General features: G+C 53.4%; 17 protein-coding genes and 1 tRNA gene. 15 read left to right on the forward strand and 3 right to left on the reverse strand.

Features of this window, described 5'->3' with window-relative positions; genetic code table 11:
• Window positions 1-4 precede the first annotated feature (4 nt).
• The 9 genes from G614_RS0103410 to G614_RS0103455 all read left to right on the forward strand — a co-directional run bounded on the left by G614_RS0103410 (window position 5) and on the right by G614_RS0103455 (window position 8,126).
• Complete coding sequence (locus tag G614_RS0103410; RefSeq protein ID WP_027640803.1) at window positions 5-1,000, forward strand: ABC transporter ATP-binding protein; 996 nt, start codon at window positions 5-7, stop codon at window positions 998-1,000.
• Window positions 1,000-1,992 carry an ABC transporter ATP-binding protein gene (locus G614_RS0103415; protein WP_027640804.1) on the forward strand — a complete coding sequence of 331 codons (993 nt, stop codon included), beginning with the start codon at window positions 1,000-1,002 and terminating at the stop codon, window positions 1,990-1,992. The genes G614_RS0103410 and G614_RS0103415 overlap by 1 nt, the downstream gene beginning before the upstream one ends.
• Window positions 1,989-2,789, forward strand: coding sequence for a M55 family metallopeptidase (locus G614_RS0103420; RefSeq protein ID WP_027640805.1), 801 nt, complete (start codon window positions 1,989-1,991; stop codon window positions 2,787-2,789). Before G614_RS0103415 ends, G614_RS0103420 begins: the two co-directional genes overlap by 4 nt.
• 28 nt (window positions 2,790-2,817) lie before the next feature.
• Window positions 2,818-3,906, forward strand: a complete 1,089-nt coding sequence (locus tag G614_RS0103425) for a M42 family metallopeptidase (protein ID WP_027640806.1) — start codon at window positions 2,818-2,820, stop codon at window positions 3,904-3,906.
• A gap of 13 nt (window positions 3,907-3,919) precedes the next feature.
• Window positions 3,920-4,663, forward strand: coding sequence for a gamma-glutamyl-gamma-aminobutyrate hydrolase family protein (locus G614_RS0103430; protein ID WP_027640807.1), 744 nt, complete (start codon window positions 3,920-3,922; stop codon window positions 4,661-4,663).
• Between the two features lie 110 nt (window positions 4,664-4,773).
• Window positions 4,774-5,385, forward strand: a complete 612-nt coding sequence (locus tag G614_RS0103435; protein WP_027640808.1) for a GTP pyrophosphokinase — start codon at window positions 4,774-4,776, stop codon at window positions 5,383-5,385.
• Window positions 5,386-5,508: 123 nt separating this feature from the next.
• Entirely contained in the window at window positions 5,509-6,402 is an 894-nt protein-coding gene (rfbD, locus tag G614_RS0103445; RefSeq protein WP_027640809.1) for a dTDP-4-dehydrorhamnose reductase, read from the forward strand.
• Complete coding sequence (locus G614_RS0103450; protein ID WP_027640810.1) at window positions 6,392-7,672, forward strand: dicarboxylate/amino acid:cation symporter; 1,281 nt, start codon at window positions 6,392-6,394, stop codon at window positions 7,670-7,672. Before rfbD ends, G614_RS0103450 begins: the two co-directional genes overlap by 11 nt.
• Before the next feature lie 142 nt (window positions 7,673-7,814).
• Window positions 7,815-8,126 carry a hypothetical protein gene (locus tag G614_RS0103455; protein ID WP_027640811.1) on the forward strand — a complete coding sequence of 104 codons (312 nt, stop codon included), beginning with the start codon at window positions 7,815-7,817 and terminating at the stop codon, window positions 8,124-8,126.
• A 68-nt stretch (window positions 8,127-8,194) separates the two neighbouring features.
• Here the strand turns inward: G614_RS0103455 and G614_RS0103460 are convergent.
• Window positions 8,195-8,268: transfer RNA gene (locus G614_RS0103460), tRNA-Arg, on the reverse strand.
• 430 nt (window positions 8,269-8,698) lie between these two features.
• On the opposite strand from G614_RS0103460, the gene brnQ reads away from it, so the two are divergent.
• On the forward strand, window positions 8,699-10,057 hold the full coding sequence (gene brnQ / locus G614_RS0103465) for a branched-chain amino acid transport system II carrier protein (RefSeq protein WP_027640812.1): 1,359 nt from the start codon (window positions 8,699-8,701) through the stop codon (window positions 10,055-10,057).
• A gap of 35 nt (window positions 10,058-10,092) precedes the next feature.
• Window positions 10,093-11,823 carry a single-stranded-DNA-specific exonuclease RecJ gene (gene recJ, locus G614_RS0103470; RefSeq protein ID WP_027640813.1) on the forward strand — a complete coding sequence of 577 codons (1,731 nt, stop codon included), beginning with the start codon at window positions 10,093-10,095 and terminating at the stop codon, window positions 11,821-11,823.
• Window positions 11,824-11,907: 84 nt separating this feature from the next.
• Here recJ and G614_RS0103475 read toward each other — a convergent pair whose 3' ends face one another.
• Window positions 11,908-12,267 (reverse strand): hypothetical protein, encoded by a 360-nt coding sequence (locus tag G614_RS0103475; RefSeq protein ID WP_027640814.1) that lies wholly within the window; start codon window positions 12,265-12,267, stop codon window positions 11,908-11,910.
• Between the two features lie 266 nt (window positions 12,268-12,533).
• Here G614_RS0103475 and glyA point away from each other — a divergent pair, with 266 nt between their 5' ends.
• The 4 genes from glyA (at window position 12,534) to G614_RS0103505 (ending at window position 17,394) form a co-directional block, all read left to right on the forward strand.
• The gene (gene glyA / locus G614_RS0103480; protein WP_027640815.1) at window positions 12,534-13,781 is read left to right on the forward strand and encodes a serine hydroxymethyltransferase; all 1,248 of its coding nucleotides are present in this window, start codon (window positions 12,534-12,536) and stop codon (window positions 13,779-13,781) included.
• Window positions 13,782-13,928: 147 nt separating this feature from the next.
• Window positions 13,929-15,089 carry a CdaR family transcriptional regulator gene (locus G614_RS0103490; RefSeq protein ID WP_027640816.1) on the forward strand — a complete coding sequence of 387 codons (1,161 nt, stop codon included), beginning with the start codon at window positions 13,929-13,931 and terminating at the stop codon, window positions 15,087-15,089.
• A gap of 157 nt (window positions 15,090-15,246) precedes the next feature.
• Entirely contained in the window at window positions 15,247-16,392 is a 1,146-nt protein-coding gene (locus G614_RS0103495) for a glycerate kinase (RefSeq protein WP_027640817.1), read from the forward strand.
• 324 nt (window positions 16,393-16,716) lie between these two features.
• A complete protein-coding gene (locus G614_RS0103505) occupies window positions 16,717-17,394 on the forward strand; it encodes a hypothetical protein (RefSeq protein ID WP_027640819.1) in 678 nt (225 codons plus the stop codon).
• A 150-nt stretch (window positions 17,395-17,544) separates the two neighbouring features.
• Here the strand turns inward: G614_RS0103505 and G614_RS0103510 are convergent, their stop codons facing one another.
• A complete protein-coding gene (locus G614_RS0103510; protein ID WP_027640820.1) occupies window positions 17,545-18,720 on the reverse strand; it encodes an amidohydrolase family protein in 1,176 nt (391 codons plus the stop codon).
• Window positions 18,721-18,793 lie beyond the last annotated feature (73 nt).

Consider the following 18,793-nt stretch of genomic DNA (forward strand, 5'->3'; position numbering starts at 1 on the left):
ACTTATGGAGAATACGAATAATAATATTTTAGAGATTAAGAATCTGCACACCTACTTCTACACGGACAGCGGTGTGATTAAATCAGTGGATGGTGTGGATATTGAACTGAGAGAGGGAAGCACCCTTGGAATCGTGGGAGAGTCAGGCAGCGGCAAGAGCGTGACCGCCCTGTCCGTCATGGGACTTCTGATGGGAACCACGGGAAAGGTGGCTGAAGGGGAAATCCTGTTTGAGGGCCGCGATTTGACAAAGCTGGACGATGAGGAGCGCAGGAAGATGCGCGGGGAAAAGATTTCCATGATTTTCCAGGAACCTATGACCAGCCTGAACCCTGTCATGAAGATTGGGGACCAGATTACGGAATGTATCCTGATGCACAATAACATAAGCAAGCAGGAGGCTTGGGACAAGGCGGTGGAGATGCTGAAGCTGACAGGCGTTCCCAGGGTGGAGCGCATGATGAAGGAATATCCCTTCCAGCTTTCCGGAGGACAGCGCCAGAGAGTCATGATAGCCATGGCGCTGGTGTGCAAACCGAAAATCCTCATAGCGGATGAACCTACCACGGCACTGGACGTTACCATCCAGGCCCAGATTCTGGATTTGATGGAGAACCTGAAGCAGAAAACAGGAACCTCCATCCTGTTCATCACCCATGACCTTGGTGTGGTGGCGGAAGTTTGCGACGACGTGGTGGTCATGTACAGCGGCCGGGTGGTGGAGAAGGGGGATGTGAGGTCCATTTTCGCCAATCCGTCCCATCCGTATACCAGGGGCCTTCTGGCATCCATTCCCAAGCTGGGAGAGTATGCGGAGGAGCTGGAATCCATACCGGGCAATGTCCCGAATCCAAAATACATGCCTCAGGGATGTAAATTCGCTCCCAGATGTTCCTGCGCCTTTGATAAGTGCAGGGAGGAAGAACCCGGCTTCTACGATGTGGGAGGAGGCCATATGAGCCGCTGCTGGCTCTGTGAAAAGAAAGGCGGTGACGCGTGATGGCAGATATCCTGCTGAATGTTGAAGGTATGAAAGTGTATTATCCTGTGAAGGGGGATTTTCGCAGCGGGCGTGAATTCGTCAAGGCGGTGGACGGCGTTTCCTTCGAGGTGCGAAGGGGCGAGGTGTTCGGCATCGTAGGTGAGTCGGGCTGCGGCAAATCCACATTGGGAAGGGGAATCTGCAAGCTGGAGACCCCCACGGCAGGGAAAATCGTCCTGTCCGGGGAGGATATCTCCTCCTATGGCAGAAAGCAGATGCGCTCCGTGCGCAAAAAGGTCCAGATGGTATTCCAGGACCCGTACGCGTCCCTGAATCCCAGGATGTCTGTATTTGACATCATCGCGGAGCCGTTAATCATACACGGTCTGACAAAGAGCAAGAAGGAACTGGAAGACCGTGTAATGGGGCTTCTGAGAAAGGTTGGACTGGATGACTACCACGCCAACCGGTATCCACATGAATTTTCAGGCGGCCAGCGCCAGCGTATCGGAATCGCCAGGGCCCTGGCAGTTGAGCCGGAGCTGATCATAGCGGACGAGCCTGTATCGGCCCTGGACGTGTCCATCCAGGCTCAGGTGTTAAACCTGCTGCACCAGCTTCAGAAGGAGTTTAACCTGACTTATATATTCGTGGCCCATGACCTGAGCGTGGTGGAGCACATCAGCGACCGGGTGGGCGTCATGTATCTGGGGAATTTTGTGGAGGTGGGGGACAAGCGTAAGCTGTACAGCAATCCGCTTCATCCTTACACCCAGGCCCTGCTGTCAGCCGTACCGGTCCCGGACCCAACGGCAAAGAAGGAGCGCATCATCCTGGAAGGAAGCATCCCGTCGGCCTTAAATCCGCCAAGCGGCTGCAAGTTCCACACCAGGTGTCCCAAGTGTATGGACATCTGTAAGGAAAAGGCGCCGGAGCGCTACCAGGTATCGGACGACCATTATGTATACTGCCATCTTTATGATGACAAAATTAAGGAGAACAAGGGATGAAACTCTTTATCAGTGCGGATATAGAAGGGTGCGCAGGGGTGGCCCTGGCATATGAGACACATAAGAATGAAGCTGCGTACAGGGAATTTGCGGAGCAGATGACCAGGGAAGTGGTGGCTGCGTGTGAGGCTGCCCATGAAGCGGGAGCTGACGAGATAGTGGTAAAGGACGGCCACGGGGATGCAACTAACATTGATCCTCTTTGCATGCCGGATTACGTGACCCTGATTCGGGGCAAGAGCGGCCACCCATATAACATGATGTCCGGCCTGGACGATTCCTTTGACGGGGTCATGTACATAGGATATCATGCCCCGGCAGGAAATCCGGGTTTTGCCATCAGCCACACCTCCACGGGCAATAGCCTGTACATCCGTTTAAACGGCAGCTGCATGAGCGAATTCATGCTGAACAGCTACACGGCTGCTTCCCACAAGGTTCCGGTGCTGTTCCTGTCCGGGGACAGGACCATCTGTGACATGGCCAGGGAAATGGTGCCGGACATCACCACGGCCGTGACAAAGACCGGTCTGGGGGCATCCACTTACTGTAAGGCGCCGGGGCAGGTGGAGGAATCCATCCGCCAGGGAGTGAAGAAGGCACTGGCCGGGAATCCTTCCCGGTGCAGGGCAGCGCTTCCGGAGACATTTACATATGAAGTGACCTACAAAGACTGGAAGAAGGCATACCAGATGTCCTTTTATCCGGGAATGAGGGCAGTGGACACATTCACCAACAGGCTGGAGACATCCAGATGGATGGATGTGGTGACGGCCCATTGTTTTGTGGTGTATTAGAGCGCGTTTGAATAAGGAGATAACAGCAATGGATATAGAGATGTTTGGAAAGATATCGGATGCATTTGGCCCCAGCGGGTTTGAAGAGGAGGTGGTGCGCACCGTGGCTGGTTACTGCGGCAAGTACCAGGTGGAAAATGACGCCATGAACAACCTGTATGTGCGCATGCCGGGCAGCGCCGGGGACAAGCCGGTGGTGCAGCTGGACGCCCACCTGGACGAGTGCGGTTTTATGGTGCAGTGCATCCACGACAACGGCTGCCTGGGAATCCTCATGCTGGGAGGCTTTCACCTGACCAGCCTTCCGGCCCACACGGTCATCATAAAGACAAGGGCCGGCAAGAAAATCAGGGGCATCATCATGTCAAAGCCGGTGCATTTCATGAATGACAAGGAGAGGGCTTCCCTGGAGCTGTGTATTGAAAATCTGTATGTGGACATCGGCGCCACCAGCCGCAGGGAAGTGGAGGAGGACTTTGGCGTATCCATCGGAGACCCCATGGTCCCGGAGGTGTCCTTTTCCTATGACGAGGAACACGGGCTCTGCTTCGGCAAGGCATTTGACAACAGGGCCGGCTGCGCCTGCATCGTGGATACCATGAATAAGATATATGACGGCAGGAATGAGCTGGCAGTGGATGTGGTGGGTGCGTTTGCGGCCCAGGAGGAAGTGGGCATGAGGGGCGCCACCGTCACCACCCAGGTGGTGAAGCCGGACCTGGCCATCCTGTTCGAGGGTTCCCCGTCGGATGACTTCTTCTTTTCCGCTGCCCAGGCCCAGGGAAGGATGAAAAACGGCGTTCAGATCCGCCGTATGGACAAGAGCTATATATCCAATCCGGTGTTCATGGAATACGCCATGGAGCTGGCCGGTAAATTCGGTATCCGGTACCAGGAGGCCGTAAGGCGGGGAGGCAGCACCAATGCGGGCAGAATCAGCCTCATAGGAAAGGCGGTTCCGGTCCTTGTGCTGGGCGTGCCTTCCAGATATGTACATTCCCATTATAATTTCTGCGCAAAGGATGACCTGGAGGCGGCTACGGAGCTGGCGGCCCAGGTCATCAGGGGTCTGGACGCGGAACGCATCCGCCACATCCTGCGCCAGGATATACTGTAGGGAGGCGGAGAAGATGGAGCGTCCGATTATCGGTATCATGGGAAATACATACATGACCCAGCCAGGCTTGTTTGACAGCATGGAAAGGGCCTATCAGAACAGCTGCTATGTGGATGCGGTCATGAAGAACGGGGGAATCCCTGTGATTTTGCCGGCGTCTGCCGTCATGGAGCAGACAGAGGAAATCATGGGAATCTGTGACGGAATCCTGTTCCCGGGCGGGGAGGACATGACGCCTTCCTACTATGGGGAGGACCCTCATCCGGCCATCCAGGTATTTAAGCCTGATATTGACGAAGCCCTGATGAGGGCAGGCCGTTATGCCCTGGAGCACGGAAAGCCCATGCTGGGTATCTGCAAGGGAAACCAGCTGCTCAACGTGCTCATGGGAGGTTCCCTGTATCAGGACCTCTCCCTTAAGGGGCCTGACTGCATCAGGCACCTGCAGCTTGGCAGGCGGGATTACCTTACCCACCAGATACGGGTGGAAGAGGGAACCAGACTGTCAAGACTTCTGGGCAGCGGCGTCTGTATGACCAATTCCATGCACCATCAGTCGGTGAAGGAGCTGGGAAAGGGGCTTAGGGCCTCGGCGTATGCAAATGACGGGGTCATTGAGGCCATCGAGGACCAGGATGGTCTGATTGTAGGCGTACAGTGGCATCCCGAAAGCCTTCTTGAGTCAGCCCCTGCCATGAACCATCTGTTCTCTGACCTGTGCGGCAGGGCCATGGAGAGAAAAGCAGGGAGTTTATAATTTCTATAGAAAACCATCACAGAATACTCACAATTTATCTGTATGCTGGATAGAAATGGAGGCTGCCCGCTGCGGCAGCCTGCCTGAGATAGAATGCGGGGGTCCGTGTGATGACAAATGAGCAGTATTATGAATTGATAAAGCCCTACGAGGATGCCAGCCGGGTACTTAGTACCCGGCTGGAAATCCTCAACCACAGTCTTTACGGGGACAGGTCTGCCGCCGGTCCCATACATAATATCCAGGGCCGGATAAAAGAAAAGAAGAGCATGGAATCAAAACTGGCCCGCCTGGGATTTACGGCGGGAGTGACCAATGTCAGGAACCATCTGCAGGACATAGCGGGACTGCGGATTATCTGTTACTTTGTGGAGGACATCTATAATCTGGCGGCGGCGCTGAAAAAACAGTCGGACCTGGTGATAATCAAGGAAAAGGATTATATCCGAAATGCCAAGCCCAACGGATACAGGAGCTATCACATCGTGCTGGGAATACCGGTGTATTTTCTGGACACCATGGAATATTTTCCGGTGGAGGTGCAGCTTCGGACCATGGCCATGGATTTCTGGGCCAGTATGGAACACCGGGTATGCTATAAGAAACAGCCCAGGAACCGGGAGCGGCTGGAACAGGATTTCTGCCGCTATGCCAGGATACTGGAGGAGATTGAAGGGGAATTCGAGACACATAATGAGAGGAGAGGGTCAGATGGAGGTTAAGCAGGCAGGAGGGGGACGCTTCCGTTCCGGTGGGTGTATGAAGTACGTGCAATTGCAGATACTACCTGATGTATATATGGAAAAAATATAGAAATTCAGTTATATATGGAAGGATGGAGCGGAATGCTGAAAGTATGGATATGCGGGGCTGGGGGACGGGTTGGCAGGAAGATGACAGATATTCTGGCGTCCAGGCCAGTGGAGCTGCTTTTGACGGATGTGGATTCGGTGGACATCACGGATTCAGAGGCTGTGATGGAATATGCCCATATCAACAGGCCCCATTATATCGTAAACTGCGCCGGACTGACCGATGTGGCTGTCTGTGAGGCGCGTCCGGAGGAGGCATACCGGGTAAATGCCCTGGGGGCCAGGAATCTGAGCGTTGCCGCCAGAAAGGGTAAGTCCAGGCTGGTCCAGATGTCCACAGACGATGTGTTTGACGGGGAAAGCCAGGTTCCTTATACGGAATTTGACCCGGCCTCACCGCGTACCGTGTACGGCAAGTCCAAGATGGCAGGGGAAAATTTTGTAAGGGAGTTCTGCAGCCGCCATATCATTGTGCGGAGTTCCTGGATATTCGGGGAGGGAAGCCCATACCTGGGACGTATTCTGGAGATGGCAAGACAGGGTAAGAACATCAGGGCTGCCTCGGACCAGATGGCATCTCCCACAGGGGCTGACGGACTGGCTGCCAAGGTCATAGAGCTGATGGAGTACGGTGAGGACGGATTGTACCATGTGACAGGCCAGGGCTGCTGCAGCCGGTATGAGCTGGCAAAGGAGGCTGTCCGGCTGGCTGGCTATCAGGTCCCGGTGGAACCTGTAAATGCCTCTGAGGATACCTTAAGCTCCATGAGACCTTCCTACAGCGTGCTGGACAATATGATGCTGCGCATATCCGATATGCGTCTCCTGCCCCATTGGAAGGAGATGCTGGAAGCGTATATGGAGGGCTGGCGGGCCGGGAGTCAGAGACGGGCTGAGGGAAAGGACGGTATCGGCTATGGAAAATAGGAAAAGGCCGGGGCTTACCACCGCTATCTTCATTGGGCTTGCGCTGGGGGCAGCTGCGGGCATCCTTCTTCATTACGTCGTTCCCGAGGGAAACGTCCGGGACGTACTGCTCATAGACGGTATGTTTTATCTGATAGGAAATGGATTCCTGCGGCTTATGCAGATGCTGGTAGTGCCATTGGTATTCTGCTCCCTGGTGTGCGGCAGCATGTCCATGGGGGATACGAAGAAGCTGGGAAAAATAGGAGTAAAGACACTGGGATTTTATCTGGCAACCACTGCACTGGCCATCACCGCGGCCATACTGACTGCCCATATCATTAACCCGGGAGCCGGGCTGGACCTTTCTGCCCTGGAAACAGCCCAGGTCGCAATCGGTGAGAAGGAGGGGCTGGCGGACACGCTTTTGGCTATCATTCCGGTCAATCCGGTGAGGGCGCTGGCAGACGGGGACATGCTGTCCATCATCCTCTTTGCGCTGATTGTGGGAACCATTCTGGCCGGCCTGGGGGAAGCTGCTGAGACAGTGGGGAATTTATTCAGCCAGTTTAATGATGTGATGATGCAGATGACAGTCATGGTCATGAAGCTGGCTCCCTACGGCGTGTTCTGCCTGACAGCCAGGACATTTTCCGGCATTGGTTTTGACGCGTTCCTGCCCCTGCTTAAATATATGGCAGGAGTCATGATTGCACTGGCCATACAGGGGCTGGTGGTTTACATGGCAATCCTTAAGGGTTTTACAGGGCTGAGTCCTGTCAGGTTTCTCAAGAAATTCCTGCCTGTGATGGGCTTTGCATTTTCCACCGCAACCTCCAATGCAACCATTCCCATGTCCATCGATACCCTGCACAGGAAGATGGGGGTGTCGCGGCGTATTTCTTCCTTTACCATACCCCTGGGGGCCACGATCAACATGGATGGCACAGCCATTATGCAGGGGGTGGCTGTGGTGTTCGCGTCCCAGGCCTTTGGAATCCACCTGTCCGTAGCGGATTATCTGACCGTGATACTGACTGCCACCCTGGCTTCCGTGGGAACGGCCGGCGTGCCGGGGGTGGGATTAATTACCCTTTCCATGGTATTTGCCTCAGTGGGCCTGCCTGTGGAGGCCATAGCCCTGATTATGGGAATTGACCGTATATTGGATATGAGCAGGACGGCTGTCAACATTACCGGGGATGCAGTGTGTACCACTGTGGTGGCATTCCAGGACGGTGGCGTGGATAGGGCCGTATTTGACGATATGGAAGCGGGGAGGGATGGATGACAAGTAGCGGATAACAAGTAGCGGATAACAAGTAGCGGATAATATGTGACGGATAACACTGAGAAACTTCTTGACGTACTTTCCTCTGGATTTTATACTTGTACTATATTGTGTTATTGGTGCGAGCGTGCAGGAGGGGAATATGAATATATTCGGATTTGAGATTAAGAGCAAGGAGGAGCGGGAGCAGGAGGAGAGGGAATATCTGCACCGCATTTTTCCGGGAGGCACAGCCCAGAAGGCGGCTGTGGAGCAGAAGCTTAGGGAAAAGCTCCCAAAGGAAGATAAAAAGGCAGTTATGCTTTACTATATTCTGGTGAAGGATGCCATGACGGCTGGTAATGGTATGAGCTTTGAGGAGGCCGTGGGGAAGGTGTCTAAAAAACAGCGGATTCTTAAGCTGACGCCGGTGATGCTGGAGAAGGTGAGAGAGGTGATGGAGGACAATCAGTAATGGTTGTCTTTTTCGTATTCGCTGAAAATAAAAACCCCGCAAGGCTTGCACCTGCGAGGTTTTCCTCATGCGCCAGAGAAGATTCGAACTCCCGACACTACGGTCCGTAGCCGTATGCTCTATCCAGCTGAGCTACTGACGCATGCTGCTGTTTGATTTGTATCTCTAACAGCGCAAGAGCTATTATAGCTTGTCTGGATAGAAATGTCAATGGTTTTTTGTAAAATAATTTAAAATTCCGTCCTTAGGAAGGGGAGAGGAAGGCTATTGGTATTAAAATAATGGGAATGGCTGACCACACAGCGCTGGCCGCATAGCTGTCACAAATATGCAACCTTCTTGAAAGATGTCGTATTTTGTGGTATTATGTTACGGGCAGAGGTAAGAAAGAGCGGGGGAAGTTTGATTCTTATCTCTTATTTTGTATTAAGCGGGGATAAAAGTTTGGAATAAAGAGGTAGTGGTTAGCCACGTTGTATTTTATCAGTAGGAAAATAAATTTAAAAGGCGAAATGCAGAGAACGGGTTTCATAGCCCCATCGGTGCCTTTCGCAGAAAGGCAGAAAATAAATATGAAGCAGAAATTATCGAAGCAGAATCTTCTGCTTGTAGGATTTACATTATTTTCCATGTTTTTTGGCGCGGGGAACTTGATTTTCCCGCCTTTTCTTGGTGCTCAGGCAGGGGTGATGACCTGGAAGGCCATGTCAGGGTTTCTTCTCAGCGCGGTGGGACTTCCTGTCCTGGGAGTGGCTGCGGTTGCCCTTTCAGGCGGCATTGACAAGCTGGCGGGCAGGGTGCACCCTGCCTTTGCATTCCTGTTTACCCTTCTTATTTATCTCTCCATTGGACCGTGCCTGGCTATTCCCAGGACCTCCAGCACTTCCTTTGAGATGACAGTGTTTCCGGTTCTTGAGCAGCTGGGCGTTTCCCTGGACAGCACGGTAAGGGGGACCGGCTTTACGGTCCGGACCATGGCGCAGTTCGGGTATTCCGTGGTGTTCTTTACGGCTGCCATGGCAGTGGCCTTCAGGCCGGATAAGCTGACGGACAGGCTGGGGAAGATACTGTGTCCCGCATTGCTGCTCCTTATCAGCGTTATTTTTATCGGATGCCTGGTGTGGCCCATGGGGCATTACGGCGCCCCCGGAGCTGTCTATAAGTTTGGCCCCGCTGTGGCGGGTTTCCTGGAAGGATACCAGACTATGGACACCATTGCGGCCCTGAATTTTGGAATTATCATTGCCATCAATATAAGGGCCAAGGGGGTGGACCAGGAGGGCGCGATTGTCAGGGAAACCATCAAGGCGGGAATCATAGCAGGTACTCTGCTGGCCCTTATTTATGCGGCCCTGGCCCACATCGGTGCGCCAGCGGGAGCTGCGGCCGGCAGCATGGATAATGGGGCAAGGATACTTACCTACGTTGCGGGAAACCTCTTTGGAAATGCCGGCATGATGATACTGGGGCTTATTTTCCTCATTGCCTGTTTTAATACATGCGTGGGGCTTCTCAGCTGCTGCAGCCAGTATTTCAATTCTATCATACCTGTAATCGGCTACAGAGTCTGGGTGTTTTTATTTGCACTTATTAGCCTGATTATATCCAGTGCGGGTCTTAATAAGATACTGGCCGTGTCAGTGCCGGTTCTGAACGCCATTTACCCAATCGCCATTGTGCTGATTGTGCTGGCGTTTTTAGGGCCGCTTACAGGAAGGTGGCCGGCCATGTATCCCGCGGCCATTCTGTTTACAGGCGCGGTCAGTGTGGTATATGCCCTGGAACAGAGCAAATTCGTGATTCCCTTCCTCACTCAGGCAACTACGTTCCTGCCCGGATACGGGGCGGGATTGGGGTGGATTGTGCCGGCATTTGCGGGGATGGCGGCTGGTATCATTTACTCCTCGGTCATGGGGGATCAGGAAGAATAGACAAGGACAGGATGAGACAAGGACAGGATGAGACAATGACAGAAGCAAGATGGATGTTATACGCCAAGAAGGCAGACTTTAATAAAATTGCAGAAAAATACCATATCAGCCCGGTTACAGCCAGAATCATACGCAACCGCGGTCTGGAGGATATGGAAGATATAGGACGGTATCTCCACGGCTCCGTGGAGCAGCTTCACGATCCGCACCTGCTGCCGGATATGGACCGGGCAGTGGAGATACTCGGACAGAAGGCGGCTAAAGGCAGGCGTATACGGATTGTGGGAGACTACGATATAGACGGTGTATGCTCCACATACCTTCTCTACCGCGCCTTAAAGAGGATTGGGGCTGAGGTGGATTATGAGATTCCGGACCGCATTAAGGACGGATATGGCATCAATGAATTGATTATAGAGGCAGCGGCGGAGGACGGAATTGACACCATCCTTACCTGTGATAACGGCATTGCCGCCATCAGCCAGATAGCCAGGGCCAAGGAGCTGGGGATGACCGTGATCGTGACGGATCATCACGACATACTGACTGAGGCAGGGGAGACGCCGGAGGGCAGGGAGATACTGCCGCCTGCGGATGCCGTGGTCAATCCCAAGCGCAGGGACAGCCTTTATCCGTTTCCCGATATATGCGGCGGCATGGTGGCCTATAAGCTGGTGCAGGTGCTTTATGAGGTCCATAAAATTCCCAGGGAGGAATGGCTCAGTCTGCTGGAAATCGCAGCCATTGCAACGGTGGGGGATGTGATGAAGCTTCAGGGAGAGAACCGCATCATTGTAAAGGAGGGGCTCTCCAGGCTGGAACATACGTCCAATCTGGGACTTCAGAAACTGATTGAGAAAAATAATCTCCAGGCAGGGACCGTCACGGCCTATCACATTGGCTTTGTCATAGGACCGTGCCTGAATGCCAGCGGACGGCTTCAGACGGCCAAGATAGCCCTTGGGCTCCTTCTGTGTGAGGATGAGGCTGCGGCGGACCGGATGGCAGAGGAATTAAAGGCCCTTAATGACCAGCGCAAGGACATGACCCAGGAGGGGATTGAACAGGCGGCAGCCATGGTGGATGAGCTGTACCGGGAGGATAAGGTGCTGGTGGTATTCCTGCCGGACTGCCACGAATCCCTGGCCGGCATTGTGGCGGGACGTCTCAGGGAGCGGTACAATAAGCCCTCCTATGTGCTTACGCGGGCTGAGGGCTGCGTCAAGGGGTCGGGACGTTCCATAGAGGCATATCATATGTTCCAGTCTCTGGTGGAGGTACAGGACCTGCTGTTTAAGTTTGGGGGCCATCCCATGGCGGCCGGGTTTTCACTGGAGGAAAAGGATGTGGACGAATTCCGGCGCCGTCTCAACGAAAACGCGCGGGAGCGGCTGACGGAAGAGGATTTCATACCCAAGGTGTGGATTGATGTGGCTATGCCTTTTGAATACATAACTGAACCGTTCATAGAGGAATTGGAGCTGTTGGAACCGTATGGACAGGGAAATGAGAAACCCCAGTTTGCCCAGAAGGGACTGTTTATACGCAGTGCCAGGGTCATGGGGCGTAACAGGAATGTGGTGCGGGTAAGCCTTGTAAATGAGCGGGGAACAGCCATGGACGGCGTGATTTTTACGGAGGGAGATTTGTTCATGGAGGAAATGGGTGACCGCCGTGTCATGGATATTATCTACTATCCGGGAGTAAATGAGTATAACGGAAACAGGAATCTGCAGATTGTGGTGAAGAATTGGAAGTTCCATTAGAAAGTTTTTAGGAAGTTTCATTCATCAGGAATAAAAAAGGGGTGCTGCCGCAGCGGACAGCACCCTTTTTTACGCGAAAGAAGATTAGTTCTGAGCAGCCTCAGTTGTTTCCTCTGCAACCTCAGCATTAGCCTCGCTGGCAGCCTCTTCCTTGGAAGCCTCAGTCTCATCAGCCTCGCTGGACTCTTCTGCGTCAGCAGCCTCGGTAGACTCCTCAGCATCAGCAGCCTCAGTGGACTCCTCAGCGTCATCAGCCTCGGCAGACTCCTTAGTGTCAGCAGCCTCAGCAGTGGTCTTCTCAACAGCCACAGTAGCCTCTGCTGTGGTCTCTACAGCAGTAGTGGTCTCAGCCTTGTTGTCGCTGCCGCCACAAGCGGTCAGGCTTCCTGCGATCATAGCTGCTGCCATAATAGCGGTCATGGATTTTGCGATTGTCTTCTTCATAATAGTATCCTCCTCTGAAAGCCTCCCGGTGAGACTTTCTAAATGAATTTTTATGGAACGAGTTTGATAATAGCCTATAATTGTGACCGAATTGTGACTAAAGTTTAAAGAAAGTACTACAATTATTATGGAATTCTTAAGAAAAACGGTGGCAAAAAATTAACAGACAAAGAGGAAGCGGCTTTGTCGTATGTCTTGCAATTTGCTGTCATATAGGTTATAATCAGCAGAAAAAGGCTGTCATTGCGAAAGGAAGAGGTAAGATAATGGTTAATGAAGTAATGGATTTTATTACCGGATATGACAAGGAAGTGGGCGAGGCCATTCAGGCTGAATGCGCGCGCCAGAGACGCAACCTGGAACTAATCGCATCAGAGAATATCGTGTCAGAGCCTGTCATGATGGCTATGGGGACGGTTCTCACCAATAAGTACGCGGAAGGATATTCGGGAAAACGTTATTACGGCGGATGCCAGTGCGTGGACGTGGTGGAAACCCTTGCCATTGAGCGGGCTAAGAAGCTGTTCGGCTGTGATTACGCCAACGTACAGCCTCATTCAGGCGCTCAGGCCAATATGGCGGTGTTCATTGCCATGCTGAAAGCGGGGGACACGGTCATGGGCATGAACCTGGACCACGGCGGCCATCTCACCCACGGAAGTCCTGTGAATTTTTCCGGCCTTTACTTTAATATCGTACCTTATGGAGTCAATGACCAGGGTTTCATCGACTACGATGAGCTGGAGCGGATTGCAAAGGAAGCCAGGCCAAAGCTTATCATAGCAGGCGCCAGCGCCTATGCCCGGACCATTGATTTCAGGCGGTTTCGTGAAATCGCTGACGAAGTTGGCGCTTATCTCATGGTTGATATGGCCCATATCGCCGGCCTGGTGGCTGCGGGCGAACATCCCAGCCCCATTCCTTATGCAAACGTGGTGACCACCACCACCCACAAGACATTGAGGGGTCCAAGGGGCGGCATGATTCTGGCAAACAAGGAGGCGGCTGAGAAATTTAATTTCAACAAGGCCATTTTCCCGGGAACCCAGGGAGGTCCGCTGGAGCATGTGATTGCGGGAAAGGCAGTGTGCTTTGGAGAGGCATTAAAGCCTGAATTCAAGTCATACCAGCGCCAGGTGACAGCCAATGCAAAGGCTCTTGCCGGGGCTCTTAAAAAACAGGGATTCAAGCTCCTTACGGACGGCACGGACAACCATCTGATGCTGGTTGACCTGCGCGGCATGGAGGTGTCGGGCAAGGAACTTCAGAACCGCTGCGATGAGGTGTATATCACCCTGAACAAGAATACGGTTCCCAACGACCCCAGAAGCCCCTTTGTCACTTCAGGCGTGCGCATCGGGACACCGGCCATTACCACCAGGGGCCTTAAGGAAGAGGACATGCCGAAGATTGCCGAGTGCATTTGGCTGGCTGCCACGGATTTTGAGAATAAAGCGGATTATATCAGGGGCGAAGTGACAAAGCTCTGTGACAAATACCCCATTTATCAGTAGATCCGGGGAAATGTGATAAACAGAAACATGAGGGAACAGGAATGAATATGGGGAGCTGCGGCGCTGGGGGTGTCCCCGGCGCCGCAGCCCCCTTTTGGCATATAGGCGGCTGCAAAGCAGGCAGGATGGTTAAGGCAGGTGGAATGGATGGAACAGACAGGTCAGGCGCTGAGGCTTTCACAGCAGGGAGCCCAGGCCATTGTGGAGGAAGTGGGGGCCATTGTGGGCCAGCATATTAATATGATGGATCCGGAAGGCTGTGTCATAGCCAGTACGGACCCGGAACGAATCGGCACACTGCATGAGGGTGCCAGGAAAATCATCAGGGAGCATCTGGATGAGCTGTATGTGAGGGACGAGGAGGCTACGTTCACCTCCCGTCCGGGGCTGAACCTGCCAGTATATCAGGCCGGAAGCATTGCCGGCGTCATCGGCATCACGGGCCGGTATGAGGAAGTGGCCGGCTATGGCCGGATTGTGAAAAAGATGGTGGAAATCCTGATTCGGGAAAATGTTTGGCAGGATGAACGCCGTATGGGGCAGCGGGTGCTGAACCGTTTTCTGGAGGACTGGGTCCTTGGAAGCGGACTCCTTCAGCCCAGGGTACTGGAGGAGAGAGGCTTTGCGCTGGGAATCGACATTTCTGTTCCCAGAAGGGTCATGGTGGCAGGCGTCAGAAACTTCCAGGAATACGCATCCACCGCGTCGGGCCAGAAGCTGCTGGAGCAGGCAGAGGCGGAAGCTGTTTCCCTGGCAGGGGCGGGATGTCTGGTGTTCCGCAATGCCGGCCGGCAGATTTTCCTGGTTCAGGGTGCTTCCGACCGTCATATGGAACAGCTGGCCGGGCGCATACGCTCCTGTGTGCAGAAGAAACTCGGCATAGGGCTGGTTATGGGAATCGACGGCAGGGCCAGGGACATCCATGTGGCATATGGCCAGGCCAACAAGGCATGGCGCTCAGCCGGTATGTCCAAACGGGACGTCATGACGTATGACAGCGTTACCCTGGAGCTGTTTACGGAGGATGTGGCTGAAAGCGTGAAGGCAGAGTACCTGCGCAAGGTATTTAAGAACTGCGGTTATGAGGAGCTGTGTCAGTGGATGGGGCTTCTCGAGGCGTATTTCGGAGCCGAGGGTTCCTTAAAGGCTGCTTCGGATGCCATGCACATCCATAAGAATACATTGACCTATAAGCTCAGGAAGCTGGAGGAATTGACAGGATATGATGTGCGTGTACTGAGCCAGTCGGCGGTGTTTTACATGGCGATGGTGTTTTTCAGGGATGTGAAGGAAATGATGCAGGATTAGGCGGCGGAACGGGAAACAGAATGGGGGATGGCCGGAAGATTTGTTGTGCTGAGGAATAATTAATGTGCCGAATATGTGTTTTCTGGAACATTGACGCGGCAGCCTGGAAACAGTACAATAGATTTAAGAAATTCAATCACAATTGGGAGGCGGAACCATGAAGTTTTTATTTGCATCAGATTCATTTAAGGGGACCTTGTCGTCAGAGCGCATTACACAGCTTCTGGAGGAGGCGGCAGGGCGTACATTTCCGGGCTGTGAGACAGCTGGCGTGCCTGTGGCTGACGGCGGTGAGGGAACCATTGACGCCGTGATTTCAGCGCTAAACGGTACATGCCGCAGGCTGACGGTCCATGGCCCTCTGATGGAGGACCAGCAGTCCTTTTACGGGGAATTTGAAGGGGACTCCGCCATCATAGAGATGGCAGCTGCTTCCGGGCTTCCTTTGGTGCCTGCGGACAAGCGCAATCCCCTGAACACCACCACCTATGGCACCGGTGAATTGATTAAGGATGCCCTGGACCGGGGGTACCGGAAGATTTCCATAGCTATTGGCGGCAGCGCTACCAATGACGGCGGTATGGGGGCCATGCGTGCTCTGGGTGTAAGATTCCTGGATGACCAGGGAAATGAGCTGGAGGGCAGAGGCCGGGATTTGACCAGAGTGGCTGATATTGACGTGAGCCGGATTCACCCGGCTGTGGCCCAGGCCAGGTTCACTGTAATGTGCGATGTGACCAATCCCCTTACGGGACCGGACGGAGCCACCTATACATTTGGAAAGCAAAAGGGCGGTACACCGGAAATCCTGGATGTGTTGGAGGGCGGAATGGTGCGGTATGCGGCCCTGCTGAAGGAAAAGCTGGGCGTGGATGTGGATAAGATTCCCGGAGCAGGCGCTGCCGGTGGATTAGGGGCGGCATTCTGCGTGTTCCTGAAGGCCAATCTTAAGTCCGGTATTGACACGGTACTGGATTTGGTTCATTTTGACAGCCTCTTAGAGGGTGTGGACCTGGTGATTACCGGAGAGGGCAGAATGGACTGGCAGTCTGCCTTTGGAAAAGTGCCAAGCGGAATCGGAAAGCGCTGCAGGGAGAGAGGCATCCCGGTGGCAGCCATCGTGGGAGGCATGGGTGACAAGGCTGAGACGATTTTTGATTACGGCATTGACAGTATTATGACCACGATAAATGGCGCCATGGATATCGAGGAGGCTCTGGAGCGGGCCGAAGAGCTGTATATCAGTGCCGCTGACCGTACATTCAGGATGCTGAAGGCCGGAATGAGCCTGGGGCGTAAATAGGCTGAAGCAGGTGTGGCATAAGGCTGCTGCCTGAGATGGATTCATTATCATATGGATTCATTTCAGACAGCGTTTTTTATTACGCCAATGTTATTTATGTCCATGCTATTGACTTGACCGGCGGTAAGTGCTATTTTACATATATAAATCTTAAGGACGTTCTGTCCGAGATAATCTTAAGGGAGTTTCTCCCCTGTATCCCTGTGTTATATGGTTGAATGTTTTTAAAATGTCAGGCGGTGGTTCTATGGATATGTGATTCAGGATATGTGATTCGTGTCTTGCAACGGAAGTAAAGCTTTTGTATAATAAAAGGAGAATAGGATGAAGAAAATGAATGACCCTGGCAGGCCTGTCATGAAACCTCTGGCAGAGCTTACCCTGCTGGACCGTTTTTTATTTGCATGTGTCATGGAGGATCGCGGGACCATGGAACTGGTCCTTTCCATCATACTTGGTGAGGAGATTAATCTGGCGGAGCATCCCCAGGCAGAGAGGGAAATGCGGACAGTGCCCTGGCTGCGTTCCATCCGGATGGAGTGTCAGGAGGAAAACGGCCTTTTTCTGGAAGACGGGGCGGTCAGGATATTTCTCAATACCCATGGAACTGTGCCGGAGGGAATAAGCGGAGAGCTGATAGAGCTGCTTCATTACATAGAGCGCACCTCTGAAACAGAGGCGGCCAAAAGCAGCAGTCCGCGGATTAAGGAACTGCACAGGCGGGTCAGCCAGGTCAAAGTCAGTGAAGAGATTGGAGTGAGATATATGCAGGAATGGGAAGAACGGATGTATCAGCTTCAGGATGCTAAGGCGGAGGGAAGGGAAGAAGGAAGGGAAGAAGGAAGGGAGGCCGGACTTGAGGAAGGTATAAGGGCCTTCGTCTTGGATAATCTGGAGGAAGGGAAAACAGAAGGACAGATATTGGATAAACTGGTGCGGATGTTCTCTTTGAGCCGGGACACAGCCGGGGAGTATTTGAAGCGCTATAAGGGGACTGCCTGAGCCGTATATCCGGGCAGCGTTCCTTTTGCATCCCGTCTTATGATGAAATGTGTTATGACAGAAGGCGCAGTTCCGGTGACAGTAGTCACTTGAAACTGCGCTTCTGAAACTGCATTCTGAAACTATACTTTCTGTATACCCAGGTGTCCCCTAAGGCTGTCTGTAAATCACGCCGCCCTTCATCACCAGTCCTACCTGTGAAAGGCGGGATACATCCTCCAGGGGGTTTCCCTCCACGGCAATGATATCTGCTTCCAGGCCGTTTTCCAGCTTTCCGATTCTGTTTTCCAGGCGGCAGACTTTGGCCGCGTGGGAGGTGACGCCCTGGATGGCGGTTACAGGGTCGGCTCCAAGTTCCACGGCATATCCTACCTCCCGGTACAGAAGGCCGTGATAAGCGTCTGTTCCCAGGACAAAGGGGAGACGGGCCTTGATGATGCGGGTCACATTTTCGCGGACCCGGCTGCGGTTCTGCCTTACCTTCAGGGCATTGGCGGGTGAGAGGAATTCCTCCCGGCTGGGGTCTAAGAAAATACCGGAGGTCAGGTCCACCACACAGCGGGATGCAGCCAGCCGCTCCACGTCCTGTTCCGTAGCCATATACATGTGCTCAATCACATCCACCCCTCCGTCAATGCAGTCTTTCAGGCCCTGGCCGCCGATACAGTGGGCGGCAGTGGGGATGCCCAGGCGTGCGCCTTCGCTGACTGCAACGGAGATTTCCTCCAGGCTGAGAAAGCTCGGCACAAAGGTGCTGAAGGGATCCGGAACACCGGGGGTTATGAAAAGCTTCAGCAGGTCTGCGCCTTTTTTCAGGTTCTCGCGGCAGGTATGCCGGATTTCCTCGGCTCCGCAGTGGGGCATTCCGATGTGGCCCGCTCCGTGGCTTCCCTTCATGCCGATGCCCGCTGCCAGGAGACGGGGACCATCAACCTTTCCGTCCTCAATCAGCTTCTTCAGGGTCACGTCTATGTAGTACTTATCCCCCATGCACCGGGCTGTGGTTACACCGCTCATCAGGTCTTCCTTAAGTCCCTTTAATGCCAGCAGGGTCAGCTGGCATTCGTTGCTCCAGGCCAGCAGTTCCAGGTGTTTCGGAAGGGTGGCATCGATGCACAGGTGGTTGTGGCACTCTATCATGCCCGGCATCAGGGTCATGTGCGGAAGGCTGATTTCTTCTGCATCTTCTATGGACAAGGCCTCCCTGGCCTCCTGGGGCAGGATTTCCCCGATTATTCCGTCCTCAATGATAAGGGAGCCGTTCTCCATGGGAGTAAGCTGTTCCCCGCATAAAATCATTCCTGCATTTAATATGGTTCGGTTCATGTCTGTCTGTTTCCTCCGTCTGTCAATATCATCTGTTTCATCACCTATCTAATGGTCCGCCTAATCATTGTAC

Origin of the sequence: [Clostridium] clostridioforme AGR2157 (assembly GCF_000424325.1) — a bacterium.
Classification (GTDB): domain Bacteria; phylum Bacillota; class Clostridia; order Lachnospirales; family Lachnospiraceae; genus Enterocloster; species Enterocloster clostridioformis_A.